Source organism: Variovorax sp. HW608, from assembly GCF_900090195.1.
In the GTDB taxonomy this organism is placed as follows: Bacteria; Pseudomonadota; Gammaproteobacteria; order Burkholderiales; family Burkholderiaceae_C; genus Variovorax.
Window position 1 is genome coordinate 4662102 of record NZ_LT607803.1, and the last position, 16019, is coordinate 4678120.

18 protein-coding genes and 1 tRNA gene are annotated in these 16019 nt (G+C 68.4%); 12 read left to right on the forward strand and 7 right to left on the reverse strand.

All coding sequences use genetic code 11. From position 1 onward, the window contains the following. Positions 1–4: 4 nt before the first annotated feature. Positions 5–2521, forward strand: coding sequence for an ABC transporter permease (locus tag VAR608DRAFT_RS21990; RefSeq protein WP_088955997.1), 2517 nt, complete (start codon positions 5–7; stop codon positions 2519–2521). Between the two features lie 14 nt (positions 2522–2535). Continuing rightward, complete coding sequence (locus tag VAR608DRAFT_RS21995; protein ID WP_088955998.1) at positions 2536–3132, forward strand: GNAT family N-acetyltransferase; 597 nt, start codon at positions 2536–2538, stop codon at positions 3130–3132. Here VAR608DRAFT_RS21995 and VAR608DRAFT_RS22000 read toward each other — a convergent pair. Continuing rightward, positions 3054–4094: an isopenicillin N synthase family dioxygenase gene (locus VAR608DRAFT_RS22000; protein ID WP_088955999.1), complete on the reverse strand. Its 1041-nt coding sequence runs from the start codon at positions 4092–4094 to the stop codon at positions 3054–3056. The two genes, VAR608DRAFT_RS21995 and VAR608DRAFT_RS22000, sit on opposite strands and share 79 nt — an antisense overlap. A gap of 39 nt (positions 4095–4133) precedes the next feature. Here VAR608DRAFT_RS22000 and VAR608DRAFT_RS22005 point away from each other — a divergent pair, with 39 nt between their 5' ends. Then, complete coding sequence (locus VAR608DRAFT_RS22005) at positions 4134–4553, forward strand: group II truncated hemoglobin (RefSeq protein ID WP_088956000.1); 420 nt, start codon at positions 4134–4136, stop codon at positions 4551–4553. A gap of 10 nt (positions 4554–4563) precedes the next feature. Here the strand turns inward: VAR608DRAFT_RS22005 and VAR608DRAFT_RS22010 are convergent, their stop codons facing one another. Together VAR608DRAFT_RS22010 and radC are read right to left on the reverse strand one after the other, a co-directional pair. Beyond that, on the reverse strand, positions 4564–5226 hold the full coding sequence (locus VAR608DRAFT_RS22010) for a Smr/MutS family protein (protein WP_088956001.1): 663 nt from the start codon (positions 5224–5226) through the stop codon (positions 4564–4566). Between the two features lie 160 nt (positions 5227–5386). Beyond that, positions 5387–6064: a RadC family protein gene (radC, locus tag VAR608DRAFT_RS22015; RefSeq protein ID WP_088956002.1), complete on the reverse strand. Its 678-nt coding sequence runs from the start codon at positions 6062–6064 to the stop codon at positions 5387–5389. A gap of 65 nt (positions 6065–6129) precedes the next feature. Between radC and VAR608DRAFT_RS22020 the strand changes: the two genes are divergently transcribed. From VAR608DRAFT_RS22020 to VAR608DRAFT_RS22030, 3 genes are read left to right on the forward strand one after another with little or no spacing between them, the layout of a single operon-like run. Continuing rightward, positions 6130–6588 carry an FKBP-type peptidyl-prolyl cis-trans isomerase gene (locus VAR608DRAFT_RS22020; protein WP_088956003.1) on the forward strand — a complete coding sequence of 153 codons (459 nt, stop codon included), beginning with the start codon at positions 6130–6132 and terminating at the stop codon, positions 6586–6588. Further along, positions 6585–7550: a 4-hydroxy-3-methylbut-2-enyl diphosphate reductase gene (gene ispH, locus VAR608DRAFT_RS22025; RefSeq protein WP_088956004.1), complete on the forward strand. Its 966-nt coding sequence runs from the start codon at positions 6585–6587 to the stop codon at positions 7548–7550. The genes VAR608DRAFT_RS22020 and ispH overlap by 4 nt, the downstream gene beginning before the upstream one ends. After that, a complete protein-coding gene (locus VAR608DRAFT_RS22030; RefSeq protein WP_088956005.1) occupies positions 7547–8509 on the forward strand; it encodes a threonine/serine dehydratase in 963 nt (320 codons plus the stop codon). Before ispH ends, VAR608DRAFT_RS22030 begins: the two co-directional genes overlap by 4 nt. 12 nt (positions 8510–8521) lie before the next feature. On the opposite strand, the gene VAR608DRAFT_RS22035 is transcribed toward VAR608DRAFT_RS22030, so the two are convergent. Next, the gene (locus tag VAR608DRAFT_RS22035) at positions 8522–8932 is read right to left on the reverse strand and encodes a VOC family protein (protein ID WP_088956006.1); all 411 of its coding nucleotides are present in this window, start codon (positions 8930–8932) and stop codon (positions 8522–8524) included. 57 nt (positions 8933–8989) lie between these two features. Between VAR608DRAFT_RS22035 and serS the strand changes: the two genes are divergently transcribed. The 4 genes from serS to VAR608DRAFT_RS22055 all read left to right on the forward strand — a co-directional run bounded on the left by serS (position 8990) and on the right by VAR608DRAFT_RS22055 (position 12690). After that, positions 8990–10321: a serine--tRNA ligase gene (gene serS, locus VAR608DRAFT_RS22040; protein WP_088956007.1), complete on the forward strand. Its 1332-nt coding sequence runs from the start codon at positions 8990–8992 to the stop codon at positions 10319–10321. A 48-nt stretch (positions 10322–10369) separates the two neighbouring features. Next, positions 10370–10460 (forward strand) — tRNA-Ser (locus VAR608DRAFT_RS22045). Positions 10461–10667: 207 nt separating this feature from the next. Further along, the gene (locus tag VAR608DRAFT_RS22050; RefSeq protein WP_088958906.1) at positions 10668–11492 is read left to right on the forward strand and encodes a creatininase family protein; all 825 of its coding nucleotides are present in this window, start codon (positions 10668–10670) and stop codon (positions 11490–11492) included. A gap of 37 nt (positions 11493–11529) precedes the next feature. Continuing rightward, on the forward strand, positions 11530–12690 hold the full coding sequence (locus VAR608DRAFT_RS22055; protein WP_088956008.1) for a YVTN family beta-propeller repeat protein: 1161 nt from the start codon (positions 11530–11532) through the stop codon (positions 12688–12690). 26 nt (positions 12691–12716) lie between these two features. Here the strand turns inward: VAR608DRAFT_RS22055 and VAR608DRAFT_RS22060 are convergent, their stop codons facing one another. The 3 genes from VAR608DRAFT_RS22060 to VAR608DRAFT_RS22070 are packed head-to-tail and all read right to left on the reverse strand — an operon-like array spanning position 12717 to position 13919. Beyond that, positions 12717–13154: a DUF6691 family protein gene (locus VAR608DRAFT_RS22060; RefSeq protein ID WP_088956009.1), complete on the reverse strand. Its 438-nt coding sequence runs from the start codon at positions 13152–13154 to the stop codon at positions 12717–12719. Between the two features lie 10 nt (positions 13155–13164). Then, positions 13165–13599 (reverse strand): YeeE/YedE family protein, encoded by a 435-nt coding sequence (locus VAR608DRAFT_RS22065; protein ID WP_088956010.1) that lies wholly within the window; start codon positions 13597–13599, stop codon positions 13165–13167. After that, the gene (locus VAR608DRAFT_RS22070; protein ID WP_088956011.1) at positions 13599–13919 is read right to left on the reverse strand and encodes an ArsR/SmtB family transcription factor; all 321 of its coding nucleotides are present in this window, start codon (positions 13917–13919) and stop codon (positions 13599–13601) included. The genes VAR608DRAFT_RS22065 and VAR608DRAFT_RS22070 overlap by 1 nt, the downstream gene beginning before the upstream one ends. Positions 13920–14008: 89 nt before the next feature. Here VAR608DRAFT_RS22070 and VAR608DRAFT_RS22075 point away from each other — a divergent pair, with 89 nt between their 5' ends. After that, entirely contained in the window at positions 14009–14902 is an 894-nt protein-coding gene (locus VAR608DRAFT_RS22075) for an MBL fold metallo-hydrolase (RefSeq protein WP_088956012.1), read from the forward strand. Between the two features lie 91 nt (positions 14903–14993). Continuing rightward, positions 14994–15905, forward strand: coding sequence for a plasmid replication/partition related protein (locus VAR608DRAFT_RS22080; protein WP_231972919.1), 912 nt, complete (start codon positions 14994–14996; stop codon positions 15903–15905). Positions 15906–16019 lie beyond the last annotated feature (114 nt).

Consider the following 16019-nt stretch of genomic DNA (forward strand, 5'->3'; position numbering starts at 1 on the left):
GTCCATGAACGCTTCCCTCCGCCTCGGCTGGCGCACGCTCTGGCGCGACCTTCGCGCGGGCGAGCTCCGGCTTCTCATCGTGGCCGTGCTGCTCGCCGTGGCGGCGCTGACCGCCGTGGGGTTCTTCGCCGACCGCCTCAAGGGCGGTCTCCAGCGCGACGCGCGCCAGTTGCTCGGTGGCGATGCGGTGCTCGCCAGCGACAACCCGACGCCTGCCGCCTTCATCGACCGTGCGCGTGCGCTGGGGCTCAAGACCACCACCAACTACGGCTTCCCGACCATGGCGCGCGCGAGCGATGCGCAGGGCGGCGCGACCAAGCTGGTGGCGCTCAAGGCCGTCACTGCCGGCTATCCGCTGCGCGGCAGCCTGCTGGTCAGCAGCGACGCCACGACGCCGGGCCAGCCGACGCGCGGCATACCGGCGCCCGGCGACGCCTGGGTCGACGGCTCGCTGCTCGAAGCGCTGGGCCTCAAGGTCGGCGATACGCTGCTGCTCGGCGACGCGGGCCTGCGCATCGCGCGCGTGATCACGCTGGAGCCCGACCGCGGCGCCGGCTTCATGAGCTTCGCGCCGCGCGTGATGATCAACCAGGCCGACGTGCCGCGCACCGGCCTCGTGCAGCCGGCGAGCCGCGTGAGCTACCGTTTCGCGGTGGCCGGCGAACCCGCCGCGGTGACGCGATTCAGCGATTGGGCGGCCGAGACGCTCAAGCGCGGCGAGATCCGCGGTGCGCGGCTCGAATCCTTCGAAAGCGGACGGCCCGAGATGCGCCAGACCTTGGACCGCGCCGAGAAATTCCTGAACCTCGTCGCACTGCTGGCCGCGCTGCTGTCGGCGGTGGCGGTGGCGCTGGCGGCGCGTGGCTTCGCCGCGCGCCATCTCGACGACTGCGCGATGCTGCGTGTGCTCGGGCAGAGCCAGCGCACCATCGCCGGCGCCTATGCCTTCGAGTTCGCCGTCGTCGGCGTGATCGCCAGCGTGCTCGGCGTCGCGATCGGATTCGGGGTGCACTACGCCTTCGTGGTGCTGCTGGCCGGGCTGGTCGAGAACTCGCTGCCCGCGCCGACCCTCTGGCCGGTGGCCTTCGGGATGGGCGTCGGCCTCACGCTGCTCTTCGCCTTCGGCCTGCCGCCGGTGCTGCAACTGGCGCGCGTGCCGCCGCTGCGCGTCATCCGCCGCGACGTCGGCAACCTGAAGCCGGCGTCGATCGCGGTGCTCGCGCTGGGCGTCGCCGGCTTCGCGGCCTTGCTGGTCGCGGCCAGCAGCGACCTCAAGCTGGGTCTGATCGCGGTCGGCGGTTTCGCGGGCGCGGTGGCGGTGTTCGCGCTCCTGAGCTGGCTCGCGGTGCTGGTGCTGCGCCGCAGCGTCAACGAGACGACCGCGCCGCGCTGGCTGGTACTGGCCACGCGGCAGATCTCGGCACGGCCCGCCTATGCGGTGGTGCAGGTCAGCGCGCTGGCGGTCGGTCTCTTGGCGCTGATCCTTCTCGTGCTGCTGCGAACCGACCTGGTGTCGAGTTGGCGCAAGGCCACGCCGCCCGACGCGCCGAACCGCTTCGTCATCAACGTGATGCCGGACCAGAGCGACGTGTTCCAGAAGACGCTGCGCGACGCCGGCGTGCGCAAGTTCGACTGGTATCCGATGATTCGCGGCCGGCTGGTCTCGGTCAATGGCCGCGCGGTCTCGCCGGACGACTACCCCGACGACCGCGCGAAGCGGCTGGTCGACCGCGAGTTCAACCTCAGCAACAGCGCCGAGGCACCGCCGCACAACATCGTCACCGCCGGGACCTGGAAGCCGGGTGCGGCGGGCGAAGTCAGCGTCGAGGAGGGCCTGGCCGAGACGCTGGGCCTGAAGCTCGGCGACGTGCTGCGCTTCGACATCGGGGGCCTGCAGAACGATGCGCGCATCACCTCGCTGCGCAAGGTGGACTGGGGTTCGATGCACGCCAACTTCTTCGTCATGTACACGGTGCCCGAGCTGGCCGACGTGCCCGTGACCTACATGGGCGCGTTCCGTGCGCCGGACGTGAAGGGCTTCGACAACGCGCTCGTGCGCACCTATCCCAACATCACCAATGTCGACATGAGCGCCACCATCGGGCAGGTGCAGCGCGTGCTGGACCAGGTGATCGGCGCCGTGGAGTTCCTCTTCGGCTTCACGCTCGCCGCCGGGCTGGTGGTGCTGTTCGCCTCGGTCACCGCCACCCGCGAGGAGCGGGCGCGCGAGTTCGCGGTGATGCGTGCGGTCGGTGCGCGCGGCAGCCTGCTGCGCCAGGTGCAGCGCGCCGAGCTGGCCGGCGTCGGGCTGATGGCGGGCTTCCTCGCCAGCATCGTGGCCTCGGTGATCGGCTGGGGGCTTGCGCGCTACGTGTTCGATTTCACCTGGACCGCGTCACCGCTGGTGCCGATCGCCGGTTCGCTCTCGGGCGCGGTGCTCGCGCTGGCTGCCGGCTGGTGGGGCTTGCGTGAAGTGCTGCGCCGGCCGGTGGTCGCCACCCTGCGGCAGGCGGCTGAATAGAAGCTCGCCGAGCAATGACTCAGTGCATCGAGTTCGACACCGAACGGCTGCGCCTGCGCCAATGGCGTGACAGCGACCGCGAGGCTTTCGCGGCACTGAACGCCGATCCGCGCGTGATGGAATTCTTCGCCGCGCCGCTTACGCGCGCCGAAAGCGATGCGCTGGTCGATCGCATCGCGGCGGGCATCGATGAGCGCGGCTGGGGCCTCTGGGCGGTGCAGGAGCGCGAGAGCGGTGCCTTCGTGGGCTTCGTCGGACTGAGTGTTCCCAGGCCCGACCTGCCGTGCTCGCCTTGCGTCGAGGTCGGCTGGCGCCTCGCACGGGCGCACTGGGGCAAGGGCTATGCTCAGGAAGCCGCGCGCGGCGCACTGCATGTGGGCTTCGAGCGCCTCGGCCTGCCGGAGCTCGTCTCGTTCACCGCCGTGCCGAACCTGCGTTCGGAAGCCGTCATGCAGCGGCTTCGCATGACGGCCGATGGCGTCTTCGAGCACCCCGCGCTGCCCGAAGGGCACCCGCTGCGCCCGCACAAGCTCTACCGGCTCGGCCGCGCGTCCTGGAGCACTTCGTCGCGAAGCTGCGGGAACACCTTCGACACCTTCGCGAGCAGGTAATCGCCGTACTTGCCATTGAAGGCATGCACGTTCGCGCGGTCCCAGCGCGCGGCGCTGTCGTCGAGCGCACTCGCGCCCGCCAGTCCCTCGATGCGCTGCACGCGCGCCTCGAAGTTCGGATCGAAGAAGAGCGGGAACGACAGCCGGTCGCGCCCCGAGGTGTTGCGCGTCACGCGGTGCGGCGTCGACTTGTAGAGGCCGCCGGTCATGCGGTCGAGCATGTCGCCGATGTTGCAGACGAAGGAGCCGGCGACGGGCGGCGCCTCGATCCAGCCCTCCGGCGTGCGCACCTGCAGGCCGCCGACGTCGTCCTGGTGCAGGATCGTGAGCAGGCCGTAGTCGGTGTGCTCGCCCACGCCCCAGTGCACGTCCATGCCTTCCGGCACCGGCTGCGTCGGGTAGTTGAAGATGCGGAACAGGATCAGCGGATCCGCCGTGTAGCGGCGCGCGAAGTAGTCGGGCGCCAGCCCGAGGCCGAGCGCGATGCCTTCCATGAGCCGGTGTCCGAGCTGCGTGACCGCGTCCATGTACGCCAGGATCGTCTCACGCAAGCCCTCGATCGCCGGGAACAGGTTCGGCCCGTGCACCGGCGTGCGTGCGCGCACCAGCGGATGGTCTTCGGGCAGCTCGGTGCCGAGGTAGAGACCTTCCTTCCAGTCCGGGCGGCCCGAGGTCAGTTCGCCCGCAAGCGGGAAATAGCCGCGCCAGGCCCGGCCACCCAGCGCCATGCGCCAGCGCATCTTGGTCGCCTCGTCCTGCGCGAAGAATCGGCGGCTCAGGTCTTCGAGCCGCTTCACGAGCGCCGGATCGACGCCATGGCCGACCACGTAGAAGAAGCCATGGGCGCGGCACGCGGCGCCGATCCGCGCCGCCACCTCGCCCTGGGCGGGGCCGCCGCTGGCGAGGCCCGACACGTCGATGACCGGCAGGGCGCCGGCAGAGGGAAGGGGTAAATCGCGCATCCCGCCATGGTGCCGCAAGTCCTTGGGACAATGTAGCCCATGCAAATTCAGGATAAACCGCCCTTCGACACCCCCTTCGAATGGATCGGCGGCGAGGAAAAGGTGCACGCGCTGGTGGAGCGCTTCTACGATCTGATGGACCTCGAGCCCGCCTACGCGCGGCTGCGCGCGGTGCACGGCACGTCGCTCGACAACGCCCGCCAGCGGCTCTTCTGGTTCCTCTGCGGCTGGCTCGGCGGCCCGCAGCACTACACCGACCGCTTCGGCCACCCGATGCTGCGTGCGCGGCATCTGCCGCAGAGCATCGGCGGCCACAGCATCGGGATCAAGGAGCGCGACGAGTGGCTGGCCTGCATGGACCAGGCGATGGGCGAGACCGGCGTGCCCGAGGCGCTGCGCGACCGGCTGCGCGACTCGTTCTTCCAGACGGCCGACTGGATGCGCAACCGCAGCGGTTAGTCCGGCGGCGCTACATGTTCCGGCGCGACGGCGCCAGCAGCACCACCAGCGCGCCGGCGCCGCCTTCGGCCGGCTTGGCCTGCACGAAGGCCAGCGTCTCGTTCTTCTGGATCAGCCAGCGCTGCACCTTGGCCTTGAGCACCGGCTGCCGGCCCGGTGAGCCGAGGCCCTTGCCGTGCACCACGCGCACGCAGCGCAGGCCCTGCTTGCAGGCATCGCGGATGAAGGCGCCGAGCGCCTCGCGCGCCTCGTCGGTGCGCATGCCGTGCAGGTCGATCTGGCGCTGGATGGACCACTCGCCCGCGCGCAGCTTGCGTGTCACGTCGGTGTTGATGCCGGGCCGGCGGAAGCTCATCGCGTCGTCGGCGTCAAGGAGCGTGGTGACGTCGAACTCGTCGGAGAGCGATTCGCGCAGCACGCGCTGCTCGTCGAGCTGCTGCTGCACCGGAATCGGCGCGGGCGGCTCGGGCGCGAGATGCACCGCGGCCTTGCGCCGCAAAGGCTGGGTGGCGCCGATGGCGCGCGCGAAGAGGTCCTGCTCGGCCGCACGCTTCTTCTCGGCCGCCGCGCGGGCGATCGCCTCGGCGGCTTCGCGTTCGCGCTGTTCGACGAGCGAGCGCTGCACGTCCCGGAGGTCGGCGAGGCTCTTGAGGTTCCTGGGTTTGGCGGACATGCGTGCGGGGCAGGGGAATGACTCGGACGGCCTTGCTCACGGGAGGCCCATGCCGGCGAGGGTGCCGGCAGCTGCGGTCGATTCGTTCGCGAAGCCGCGGCCATTGTCGCGGATCGACAAAACCAGTTCCCTCTGGCGGGCTTCGACGCGGATGATCCGCTCAGATCAGACCGCGTTCAGCCATCGACAGCGTGTGGCCGCGGCCGACGACCATGTGGTCGAGCACGCGGACATCCACGACCGCGAGGGCGCTCTTGAGTGACTGGGTCAGGATCTCGTCGGCGCGCGAAGGCTCCGTGCAGCCGCTCGGGTGGTTGTGGGCCAGCACCACCGCGGCGGCGCCATGGTGCAGCGAACGTGCCACCACTTCCCGCGGGTAGACGCTGGTCTGCGTCAGGGTGCCGCGGAACAGCTCCTCCATGGCGATCAGGCGGTGCCTCGCGTCCAGGAAAAGTGCCGCGAACACCTCGTGCGGCTTGGCGGACAGGTGGAGCTGCAGGTACTGCTTCACGGCCTCGGGCGAGTCGAATACCGGGCTTTCCTTGAGGCCCTCGGCCATGGCCCGGCGTGCGAGTTCGAGGACGGCGGCGAGCTCGGCGCGCTTGGCGGTGCCGCCCAGGCCCTTGATGCGCTTGAGGTCGCCGAGCTGCGCGTGCAGCAGGCCGTAGAGGCCGCCGAAGGAATCCAGCAGTTCCTGGGCGAGCTGCAGCACGTTCTTTCCGCGGATGCCGGTGCGCAGCAGCAGGGCCACGAGCTCCGCGTCGGCCAGCGCGCCGGGGCCGAAATCCATGAGCTTCTCGCGCGGCCGCAACGGTGCGATCAGGTCCTTGAATGACATGGTTTCTACGGGGTTCTGGCCCCTCTCCCTAAAATACGCCCCTCAGTCTATAGCGGCCTTCCACCTTGTCTACGACCACTCAGCCCGCCGTCGTCACCGCCGGTTCATTCCTTACGCTGCACTACCGGCTTGCCGGTCCTGCGGGCGACATCATCAACACCTTCAACGACAAGCCGGCCACGCTGTCGCTGGGCAACGGCGAGCTTTCGCCCGCGGTCGAGCAGCGGCTGATCGGCATGCAAGAGGGCACGCACGCCACTTTCGAGCTGCCGGCCGGCGCGGCTTTCGGCGAGCGCAATCCCGACATGCAGCAATGGGTCGCGCGCAAGCTGCTCGCCCAGATGGGCGACCCCGACGAGCAATACGCCGTCGGCGACGTGGTGCAGTTCCCGACGCCGGACGGCGCCGGCAGCTACGCCGGCGCGGTGATCGAGTCGAGCGAGACCGCGGTGCGCTTCGATTTCAACCATCCGCTCGCAGGTCAACCGGTGACCTTCGAGGTCAAGCTGATCGGCGTGCTGTGAGCCAGGTCGAAGAAGTCATCCTGGCCGAGCCGCGCGGCTTCTGCGCCGGCGTGGATCGCGCGATCGAGATCGTCGAGCGCGCCATCGCGAAGTTCGGCGCCCCGATCTACGTGCGCCACGAGATCGTGCACAACACCTATGTGGTCAGCGAGCTCAAGGCCAAGGGCGCGATCTTCATCGAGGACCTCGCCGAAGTGCCGCCGGGCGCGACGCTGGTGTTCAGCGCGCACGGCGTCAGCAAGGCGGTGCAGGCCGAGGCGCGCGAGCGCGGCTTCGAGATCTTCGATGCCACCTGTCCGCTGGTGACCAAGGTCCACGTCGAGGTGGCGAAGCTGGCCAAGGAAGGCTACGAGTTCATCATGATCGGCCACAAGGGCCATCCGGAAGTCGAGGGCACGATGGGGCAGCTCTCCAGCGGCATCCATCTGGTGGAGGACGTGGAAGACGTGCAGCGCGTGGCGCCTTCGCAGACCGAGAAGCTCGCGGTCGTCACGCAGACGACGCTGTCGGTCGATGACGCGGCCGAGATCTCCGCTGCCGTGCGCGCGCGCTTCCCCAATGCGCGCGAGCCCAAGCAGCAGGACATCTGCTATGCGACGCAGAACCGCCAGGACGCGGTGAAGCTCCTGAGCCCGCAGGTCGACCTGGTGATCGTGGTCGGCAGCCCGACCAGTTCCAACAGCAACCGGCTGCGCGAACTTGCGCAGCGCCTGGGCACCGAGAGCTACATGGTCGATTCGGCCGCCGAGCTCAGGCCCGAGTGGTTCGAAGGCAAGAGCCGCGTCGGCCTGACCGCAGGCGCGTCGGCGCCCGAGGTGCTGGTGCGCGAGGTGGTCGACCGGATCAAGGCGCTCGGCGCCGTGTCGGTGCGCAAGATGGACGGCATCCAGGAAACGCTCAAGTTCCCGCTGCCCAAGGGGCTCAAGCTCGAAGACGTTCCTGCACCGGGGCATATCTCGTGACGGGCGGCGCGGTCGACTGGCGCGGGGACATCGAGGCGGCGTCGAAGCGTGCGCGCGAACGCGCGCCCGGATTCCTGCGCGAGACGCCGCTGTGGAAGCTGCCGGGCGCCGCGCTGGGCCTCGCGGCGCGCAATGCCCGGGTCTGGCTGAAGCTCGAACAGCTGCAGACCAGCGGCAGCTTCAAGGCGCGCGGCATGATGAACCGGCTGCTCGCCAACGACATCCCGGCCAGCGGCGTGATCGTGGCCTCGGGCGGCAATGCCGGCATCGCGACGGCTGCGGCCGCGCAGGCGCTTCGCGTTCACTGCGAAGTCTTCCTGCCCGATGTCTCGTCCGAGGCTAAGCGTTCACGGCTGCGCGCGCTCGGCGCCCAGGTGGTGGTCGGTGGCGATGCCTACGCCGATGCGCTTGCCGCCTGCCTCGAGCGGCAAAGGGCGAGCGGCGCCCTGTTGACCCACGCCTACGATCAGCCCGAAGTGGTCGCGGGCGCCGGCACGCTGGGGCTCGAGATCGAACGGCAGGGCGGCGTGCCCGATTCAGTGCTCGTGAGCGTCGGCGGTGGCGGCCTCATCGGCGGCCTGGCCGCGTGGTTCGGGGCGCGTGCCCGCGTGGTGGCACTCGAGCCCGAACGCGCGCCGACCCTGTTCAAGGCGCGCGAAGCCGGTCAGCCGGTGGACGTCGAAGTCGGCGGCATCGCGGCCGATGCGCTCGGCGCGCGGCGCATCGGAAGCATTTCGTGGGGCATCACGCAGCGCCACGTGCCCGAAGCGCTGCTGCTCACGGATGAAGCGATCCGCGCTGCGCAGCTCTGGCTGTGGAAGGAGCTGAAGCTCGCCGTCGAACCCGCGGCCGCGCTGCCGCTGGCCGCATTGCAGAGCGGCGCCTATGCGCCGCAGGACGGCGAGAAGGTCTGCCTCATCGTCTGCGGCGCCAACGTGGACCCGGCCACGCTGGGCTGAAGGGCCGGTCGATCAGACCGGCGGATGCTCGACGTTGACCATCCACGGCACGCCGAACTTGTCTTCCAGCATGCCGAAGCCCGGCGACCAGAAGGTCGCCGCATAGGGCATCGTGACCTTGCCGCCGGCCGACAGCGCATTGAAGAGCTGTTCGCCTTCCTTCACGTCCTTGGCCTGCACCGACAGCGAGAAGCCCTTGTAGCCCTCGAACTTGAAGTCGGGCGGCCCGTCGGACGCCATCAGCTTCTGGCCGCGCGCGGTGAGCGTGGCATGCATGATCTTGTCCTTGTGGCTGTCGGGCGTCTGCGCTCCCATGGGACTCTCGGCGAAGGTCATGCTGAATTCGATCTTGCCGCCCAGGCACTTGGCGTAGAACGCCAGCGCCTCGGCCGCGTTGCCGTTGAAGGTCAGATAGGCTTCCATGTTGGCTCCTTGAGGTGTGTCGGGGGTTCACGATGCACGCGCACCTAAAATCGCGCAATGCTCGATATCACACTGTTACGCAAGGACCTCGCCTCGGTCGTTGCGCGCCTCGAAACCCGCAAGACGAACCAGCCTTACCTCGATGTCGCCAGGTTCAGTTCGCTCGAGGCCGAACGCAAGACCCTGCAGACCCGCACCGAGGAATTGCAGGCGCGGCGCAACGCGCTCAACAAGCAGATCGGGCCGCTGAAGGCCAAGGGCGAGTCGGTCGATGCGCTGATGGCCGAAGTCAACGCGCTCAAGGCCGAGCAGGAATCGTCGGCCACCCGGCTCGATGCGCTCCAGCCCGAGTTGCACGCGCTGCTGCTCGCGGTGCCCAATCTGCCGCACGCCAGCGTGCCGGTCGGCGAGGATGAACAGGCCAATGTCGAAATCCGCCGCTGGAGCCCGAAGGGCGGTGCGGGCGCCTCTGCCGAGCCGCTGGGATTCACGGCCAGGGACCACGTCGACCTCGGCACGCCGCTGGGGCTGGACTTCGAAACGGGCGCCAAGCTGTCGGGCTCGCGCTTCAACGTGATGAAGGGGCCGATCGCGCGCCTGCATCGCGCGCTGTCTCAATTCATGATCGACCTGCAGACGCAGCAGCACGGCTACACCGAGTGCTACGTGCCCTACATCGTCAACGCCGAGACGCTGCGCGGCACCGGCCAGCTGCCCAAGTTCGAAGGCGACCTGTTCGCCGCCAAGAAGGGCGGGCAGGAGGGCGAGCCTGCGCCCGACCTGCAGGCGCTCTATCTCATCCCGACCAGCGAAGTGCCGCTCACGAACTTCGTGCGCGACGAGGTGGTGCCCGAGGCGCAGCTGCCGATCCGCCTGACCGCGCACACGCCGTGCTTCCGTTCGGAAGCCGGCAGCGCGGGCCGCGACACGCGCGGCATGATCCGGCAGCACCAGTTCGACAAGGTCGAGATGGTGCAGATCACGCATCCCGAGAAGAGCTATGAAGCGCTCGAGGCCATGGTGGGTCACGCCGAGGCAGTGCTGCAGGCGCTCGAACTGCCGTATCGCGTCGTGCTGCTTTGCACCGGCGACATGGGCTTCGGATCGAGCAAGACCTACGACCTCGAAGTGTGGCTGCCGGCGCAGGACACCTATCGCGAGATCAGCTCGGTGTCGAACTGCGAGGCCTTCCAGGCGCGCCGGCTGCAGGCGCGCTTCAAGAACGCACAGGGCAAGAACGAACTGGTCCACACGCTCAACGGCTCGGGGCTGGCGGTGGGGCGGACGCTGGTCGCGGTGCTCGAAAACCACCAGAACGAGGACGGGTCGATCAAGGTGCCCCAGGCGCTTCGCCCGTACCTCGGCGGCCTCGAAGTTTTGCGCCCCTGAAGAAAAACCGGCCGAAGCTCTGCTAGAATCGCGGGCTCGACCAACACCGGAGAGGTGGCAGAGTGGTCTAATGTACCTGACTCGAAATCAGGCGTGGGTTCATAGCCCACCGAGGGTTCGAATCCCTCCCTCTCCTCCAGGAATGGCTTCCGGATCACTTCACGGTGAATCAAAAAGCCCGCCAAAGCCCCGCCAGCCGGGGCTTTTTTGCGTCTGGTCGTTTGATGCCGCGGATCACCTCGAGCCACTTCGCGCCGGCGGCGCAGGATCTTTGAGGCGCGTCAGGTTTTGGCCTTTTCGCATCTGCTGTAATCCGTCTCCGATCGCATCAGGAGCTATGGCGCACATGCAGTTTCCCCTTGGCTTTCGCCGGGCCGCATTTCTGTTGGCGATGCTGCTGGGCGCGCAGCTTGCGCTCGCACAGGCCGAGCCGCACACCGTCTTGCTCGAGGACCTGACCTGGACCGAGTTGCGCGACCAGGTCGGCGCCGGCAAGACAACCATCCTCATCCCCATCGGCGGTACCGAGCAGAGCGGGCCGGACATGGCGCTCGGAAAGCACAACGCGCGCGTCCTGTATCTGTCGCGGCGCATTGCGGAAGAGCTCGGCAACGCGATCGTCGCGCCGGTCGTGGCCTATGTGCCCGAGGGCGGCTACGCGCCGCCGACATCGCACATGCGCTTTCCCGGCACGATCACCGTGCCCGAGGATGCCTTCGAGAAGACGCTGGCCTCGGCGGCCAACAGCTTCAAGGCGCACGGGTTTCGCGACATCGTGTTCCTCGGCGACCACGGCGGATACCAGAAGAGCATCCAGCGCGTGGTGGCGATGCTCAACAAGTCATGGGCCAATTCGGGCGCAAGGGCCTTCGTGCCGCCGGCCTACTACGAGAGCAGCTCCGACGGTTTCGACAGGATCCTGCGCAGCAGGGGCTATCGCGACGACGAGATCGGCACCCATGCGGCTCTCGCGGACACCTCGCTGCAACTGGCCAGCGCGCCGCAGATGGTGCGGCTCGATCGCCTGCGCCAGGCCCCCAAGCGCGGCCCGAGCGATGGCGTCTACGGAGGCGATCCGCGTCGCGCCACGGCAGAGCTGGGCAAGCTCGGCATCGATGCCATCGTCGCTGACACCGTCGCTGCGATTCGCAAGGACACCGAGCGGCATTGAGACCTGCGTCACATCCAGACAACTACCCACTTTCAACATGCATCTTTCACGCTCCTCCTTGCGCCTTGCTTCGCTCGCCGGCGCAACCCTGCTGGCCGTCCACCTGCACGCTGCAGCGATCGAGCCGGCATTGCCGGGCATGCCGCCGATCGTCAATCCGGCCAATCTCTACAGCGAGACCACGGCCGACAAGCTCAGCCCTGCGGTGCAGGGTGCGCTGTCGCGCGTCTACGTGCCCAACGTGAAGTCGAACGATGTCTACGTGATCGACCCGGCAACCAACAAGGTGGTCGACCGCTTCAAGGTCGGCACGAACCCGCAACACGTCGTGCCCTCGTGGGACCTGAAGACGCTGTGGGTCGCCAACAATGCCGAAGGAACGACCAAGGGCAGCCTCACCCCCGTCGACCCGCTGACCGGCAAGCCGTCCGGCAAGCCGATTGCGGTGGACGACCCCTACAACATGTACTTCACCCCCGACGGCAAGCAGGCGATCGTGGTCGCCGAAGCGCACCAGCGTCTCGACTTCCGCGATCCGCACACCATGGCGCTGGAGTCCTCGCTGGCCGTGCCCGATTGCTCCGGCATCAACCATGCCGACTTCGCGATCGACGGCCGCTATGCCATCTTCACCTGCGAGTTCGGCGGCCACCTGGCCAAGATCGACATGGTCGAGCACAAGGTGCTCGGCATCCTGAAGCTGTCCAAGGGCGGGATGCCGCAGGACATCCGCGTCTCGCCCGATGGCAAGGTCTTCTACGTGGCCGACATGATGGCTGACGGCGTGTTCCTCATCGACGGCGACTCCTTCCGCGAGATCGGCTTCGTCCCCACGGGTGTCGGCACGCATGGCCTGTACCCGAGCCGTGACGGCACCAAGCTCTACATCGCGAACCGCGGCTCCAACAAGATCCACGGCAAAAAGGGCGGCCCCGGCAGCGTTTCGGTGCTGGACTTCGCGACCCGCAAGGTCGTGGCGACCTGGCCGATCCCCGGCGGCGGCAGTCCGGACATGGGCAATGTGAGCGCGGACGGCGGCCACCTGTGGCTGTCCGGGCGCTTTGACAACGTGGTCTACAACTTCGACACGACCACCGGCGCGGTCGTCAAGGTTCCGGTCGGCACCGAGCCTCACGGCCTCGCGGTGTGGCCGCTTCCGGGCCGGCATGCGCTCGGCCATACCGGCAACATGCGTTGAGGAGATCGTCGTGCCGCGGTGAGACCTCAGGCCGCGCGCGGCACCGGCAGGCGCTTGCGGCGCTCGAAGAGTTCGAACACGCCCATGCCCGCCAGCATCGCGGCCACGAAGACGAGCGCCTTGACTTCGCCCATCCCGAGCGAAACCAGGCCCGGCCCGGGGCAGATGCCCGCAATGCCCCAGCCGATGCCGAACAGCACGCTTCCCGCGACCAGGCGGCGGTCGATGTGGCGCGCCGAGGGCAGGCGCATTTCAGCGCCGAGCAGGGATGCGGAGCGCCGGTCGGCCAGGGCGAAGGCGACCACGCCGACGGCGATGGCGCCGCCCATGACGAAAGCCAGGGACGGGTCCCAGGTGCCGGCCAGGTCCAAGAAGCCGAGCACCTTGGCCGGATTGGCCATGCCCGAGACGATGAGGCCGAGGCCGAAGACCAGGCCGGCGAGCAGCGAAGCAAGAACGATCATGGTGGACTCCTCAGATACCCAGAAGGTGACGCGTCACGAACACCGTGACGAAACCGGCGCCCATGAAGGCGGCCGTGGCCACGAGTGAACGCGGCGAAAGGCGAGACAGCCCACAGACCCCGTGGCCGCTGGTGCAGCCGGAGCCATACCGCGTGCCGATACCCACGAGCAGGCCGGCCAGGATCAGCGCGCCGTAGCTGGCGTCGATCTGCGGCTTGGGCAGCGCCGCGAACAGCACATAAACCCCTGGCGCGCCGACCAGGCCGAGGACGAAGGCGATACGCCAGGCCATGTCGCCCCTGGTGGGCCGGAGCAGGCCTCCGAGCACCCCGCTGATGCCTGCGATGCGGCCGTTGAGCAGCGCAAACATCGCGGCGGCAATCCCGATGAGCACCCCCCCGGCCAGGGCGGCGAGCGGCGTGAAGTGGTTCCAGTCGATGGACATCATTCTTCCTTTGGGCAATAGAGTTGGTAGAGAAGCGCGAGGATTTCGAGCATCGATGGGTCGGCCACGCTGTAGAAGATGTTCTTGCCTTCGCGGCGCGTGCTCACCACCCCCTCGCCCCGCAGTACGCCCAGTTGCTGCGACAGCGTCGGTTGGTGAATGTCCAGCGCTTCTTCGAGCTCGCTCACGCACATCTCGCCCTGCGAGAGCTGGCACAGCAGCAGCAGACGGTCCTCGTTGGCGAGCACCTTGAGCGCGGCGACCGCGCCGCCGGCGGCGGCGCGCAAGGCTTCGGGGGCGATGACGAGTGGGCGCTTCATGGACGGGGGCATCGGTTTCGATTGACATATTATGTATAAAAACATAATATCAGTCAATAGATTAAAACTGGCACTCACCGAGGTCCCTCATGACGAACCGCACGACGACAACCAAAGGCTTCTTCGACCCCACGACGTGGACGATTTCCTACGTCGTGTGGGACCACGCGACGGCGCGCGCCGCGATCATCGACCCGGTACTGGACTACGACTTCAAGTCGGGTCACACCAGCACCGCCTCGGCCGACCGGCTGCTGGCCCATGTCAGGGACCAGGGCCTGAAGGTCGACTGGATCCTGGAAACCCATGCCCATGCCGACCACCTGTCCGGCGCACGCTACGTTCAGGCCCAGGCCGGGGGCCGCATCGCCATCGGCGAAAACATTCGCGTCGTCCAGTCGACCTTCAAGAAGCTCTTCAACCTCGAGCGCAGCTTCCTGCCGGACGGCAGCCAGTTCGACCACCTCTTCAAGGACGGCGAGGTCTTCAAGATCGGCGACACCGAGGCAAGGGCACTGCTGGTGCCGGGTCACACCCCCGCGGACATGGCCTACCTGGTCGATGACGCGGTCTTCGTCGGCGACACGCTCTTCATGCCCGACGTGGGCAGCGCGCGGGCGGACTTCCCCGGCGGCGACGCGCGCCAGCTCTATGCCTCGATGCGGCGCCTGCTGGACCTGCCTGCCGAGACGACGATGTACGTCTGCCACGACTATCCGCCTGCATCGCGGCAAGCCCAATGGCAGACGAGCGTCGCAGAGCAGCGCGCTCGCAACATCCATGTGCGCGATGGCATCGGCGAGGCCGAATTCGTGGCGATGCGCACGGCCCGCGACGCCACCCTGGATGTCCCGACGCTCATCCTCCCGTCGATCCAGGTGAACGTGCGGGCCGGGCGGCTTCCGCCAGCCGACGACAACGGCGTCGCGTACCTGCGGATTCCGTTGAACGCACTTCCTGTTCACCCGCATCAGGATGCCTAGGGCGGCGCTGTACACTTCTGCCAGCCGCAAAACGCCCCATCCGGGGCGTTTTTGCTTCCTATCCGCATCTTTTCCGCATCGCACCGCACCCATGGACGTCGTCGTCAACGAGGAACTCAAGGCCTATATCGATCCCTTGACGGCGGAGGAATTCGAAGCGCTGGAGCGCAGCCTGCTGGCCGAGGGCTGCCGCGACGCCCTGGTGCTGTGGGGCAAGGTGCTGGTGGATGGCCACAACCGGTACGCGATCTGCCGCAAGCACGACCTGCCGTTCCGGACCGTGCAGAACACGCGCTTCCAGTCGATGGAGGACGTTCATCTCTGGATGATCGACCAGCACCTGGGGCGGCGAAGCATCTCCGACTTCCAGCGCGGCGTGCTGGCCCTGCGCAAGCGCGAGATCGTGGCGGCGCGACGGGCCCGGCGCGAGGCGCAGATGCCTGCCGGCGAGGCGTCGGCAGACGGCGCCGCCGATGCACCTCAGGTCGATGCGCCGTCTGCTGGCGAGTCCCTGCAGACCCGCGAGGCCGTGGCCCGCGCAGCGCGACTGCGCAGCAATCAGGTCGTGATGATCGAGAAGATCCAGCAGAGCGCGGCGCCCGAGGTCGTGGCCGCCGTGAAGTCCGGAACGCTCTCGCTCAACGCGGCGGCCGCGGTCGCGAGCCTGCCGGCCGAGGAACAGGTCGCCGCAGCGACCGCCGGCAAGGACGAACTCAGGCAGGCCGCGAAGCGCGTACGCGATGCACGGCGTACGCCGGCGCGCGAGAAGGACGACGAAGCGGCGGCGCGGTCCGATACGCCTGGGCCGCAGCAGGGCGATGACGGCGCGGCCGCGCTGCGGCGCCAGGTGGGCGAACTGCGTGCGGAGAACGCCAGGCTGACGGCCGAGAACGCCGCGCTGCGCAAGCAGGTCCTGGCGCTGCTCGCGAAGGGCGGGCCGGGCGCCGGCGCCGCGCAGCCCGATGCGGTGACCAGCGAGGACGAGGCCGACGCGCCGTTCTAGTGCGAGCGGGCGAATCGCCCCCGTGGCTTCGCAGGCATGGCAGGGCGTCGCCGCGCGCGTGGCATTGCGCTGCTCCAATCAACTCGTTGTGTGCACGCGACGCATTGGGAATCA

Bases quoted from the DNA above. Each gene is read 5' to 3' on its own strand.
- VAR608DRAFT_RS21990 (WP_088955997.1), top strand. From the start codon at position 5: ATGAACGCTTCCCTCCGCCTCGGCTGGCGCACGCTCTGGCGCGACCTT.
- VAR608DRAFT_RS21995 (WP_088955998.1), top strand. From the start codon at position 2,536: ATGACTCAGTGCATCGAGTTCGACACCGAACGGCTGCGCCTGCGCCAA.
- VAR608DRAFT_RS22000 (WP_088955999.1), bottom strand. From the start codon at position 4,094: ATGCGCGATTTACCCCTTCCCTCTGCCGGCGCCCTGCCGGTCATCGAC.
- VAR608DRAFT_RS22005 (WP_088956000.1), top strand. From the start codon at position 4,134: ATGCAAATTCAGGATAAACCGCCCTTCGACACCCCCTTCGAATGGATC.
- VAR608DRAFT_RS22010 (WP_088956001.1), bottom strand. From the start codon at position 5,226: ATGTCCGCCAAACCCAGGAACCTCAAGAGCCTCGCCGACCTCCGGGAC.
- radC (WP_088956002.1), bottom strand. From the start codon at position 6,064: ATGTCATTCAAGGACCTGATCGCACCGTTGCGGCCGCGCGAGAAGCTC.
- VAR608DRAFT_RS22035 (WP_088956006.1), bottom strand. From the start codon at position 8,932: ATGGAAGCCTATCTGACCTTCAACGGCAACGCGGCCGAGGCGCTGGCG.
- serS (WP_088956007.1), top strand. From the start codon at position 8,990: ATGCTCGATATCACACTGTTACGCAAGGACCTCGCCTCGGTCGTTGCG.
- VAR608DRAFT_RS22050 (WP_088958906.1), top strand. From the start codon at position 10,668: ATGCAGTTTCCCCTTGGCTTTCGCCGGGCCGCATTTCTGTTGGCGATG.
- VAR608DRAFT_RS22055 (WP_088956008.1), top strand. From the start codon at position 11,530: ATGCATCTTTCACGCTCCTCCTTGCGCCTTGCTTCGCTCGCCGGCGCA.
- VAR608DRAFT_RS22060 (WP_088956009.1), bottom strand. From the start codon at position 13,154: ATGATCGTTCTTGCTTCGCTGCTCGCCGGCCTGGTCTTCGGCCTCGGC.
- VAR608DRAFT_RS22065 (WP_088956010.1), bottom strand. From the start codon at position 13,599: ATGTCCATCGACTGGAACCACTTCACGCCGCTCGCCGCCCTGGCCGGG.
- VAR608DRAFT_RS22070 (WP_088956011.1), bottom strand. From the start codon at position 13,919: ATGAAGCGCCCACTCGTCATCGCCCCCGAAGCCTTGCGCGCCGCCGCC.
- VAR608DRAFT_RS22075 (WP_088956012.1), top strand. From the start codon at position 14,009: ATGACGAACCGCACGACGACAACCAAAGGCTTCTTCGACCCCACGACG.
- VAR608DRAFT_RS22080 (WP_231972919.1), top strand. From the start codon at position 14,994: ATGGACGTCGTCGTCAACGAGGAACTCAAGGCCTATATCGATCCCTTG.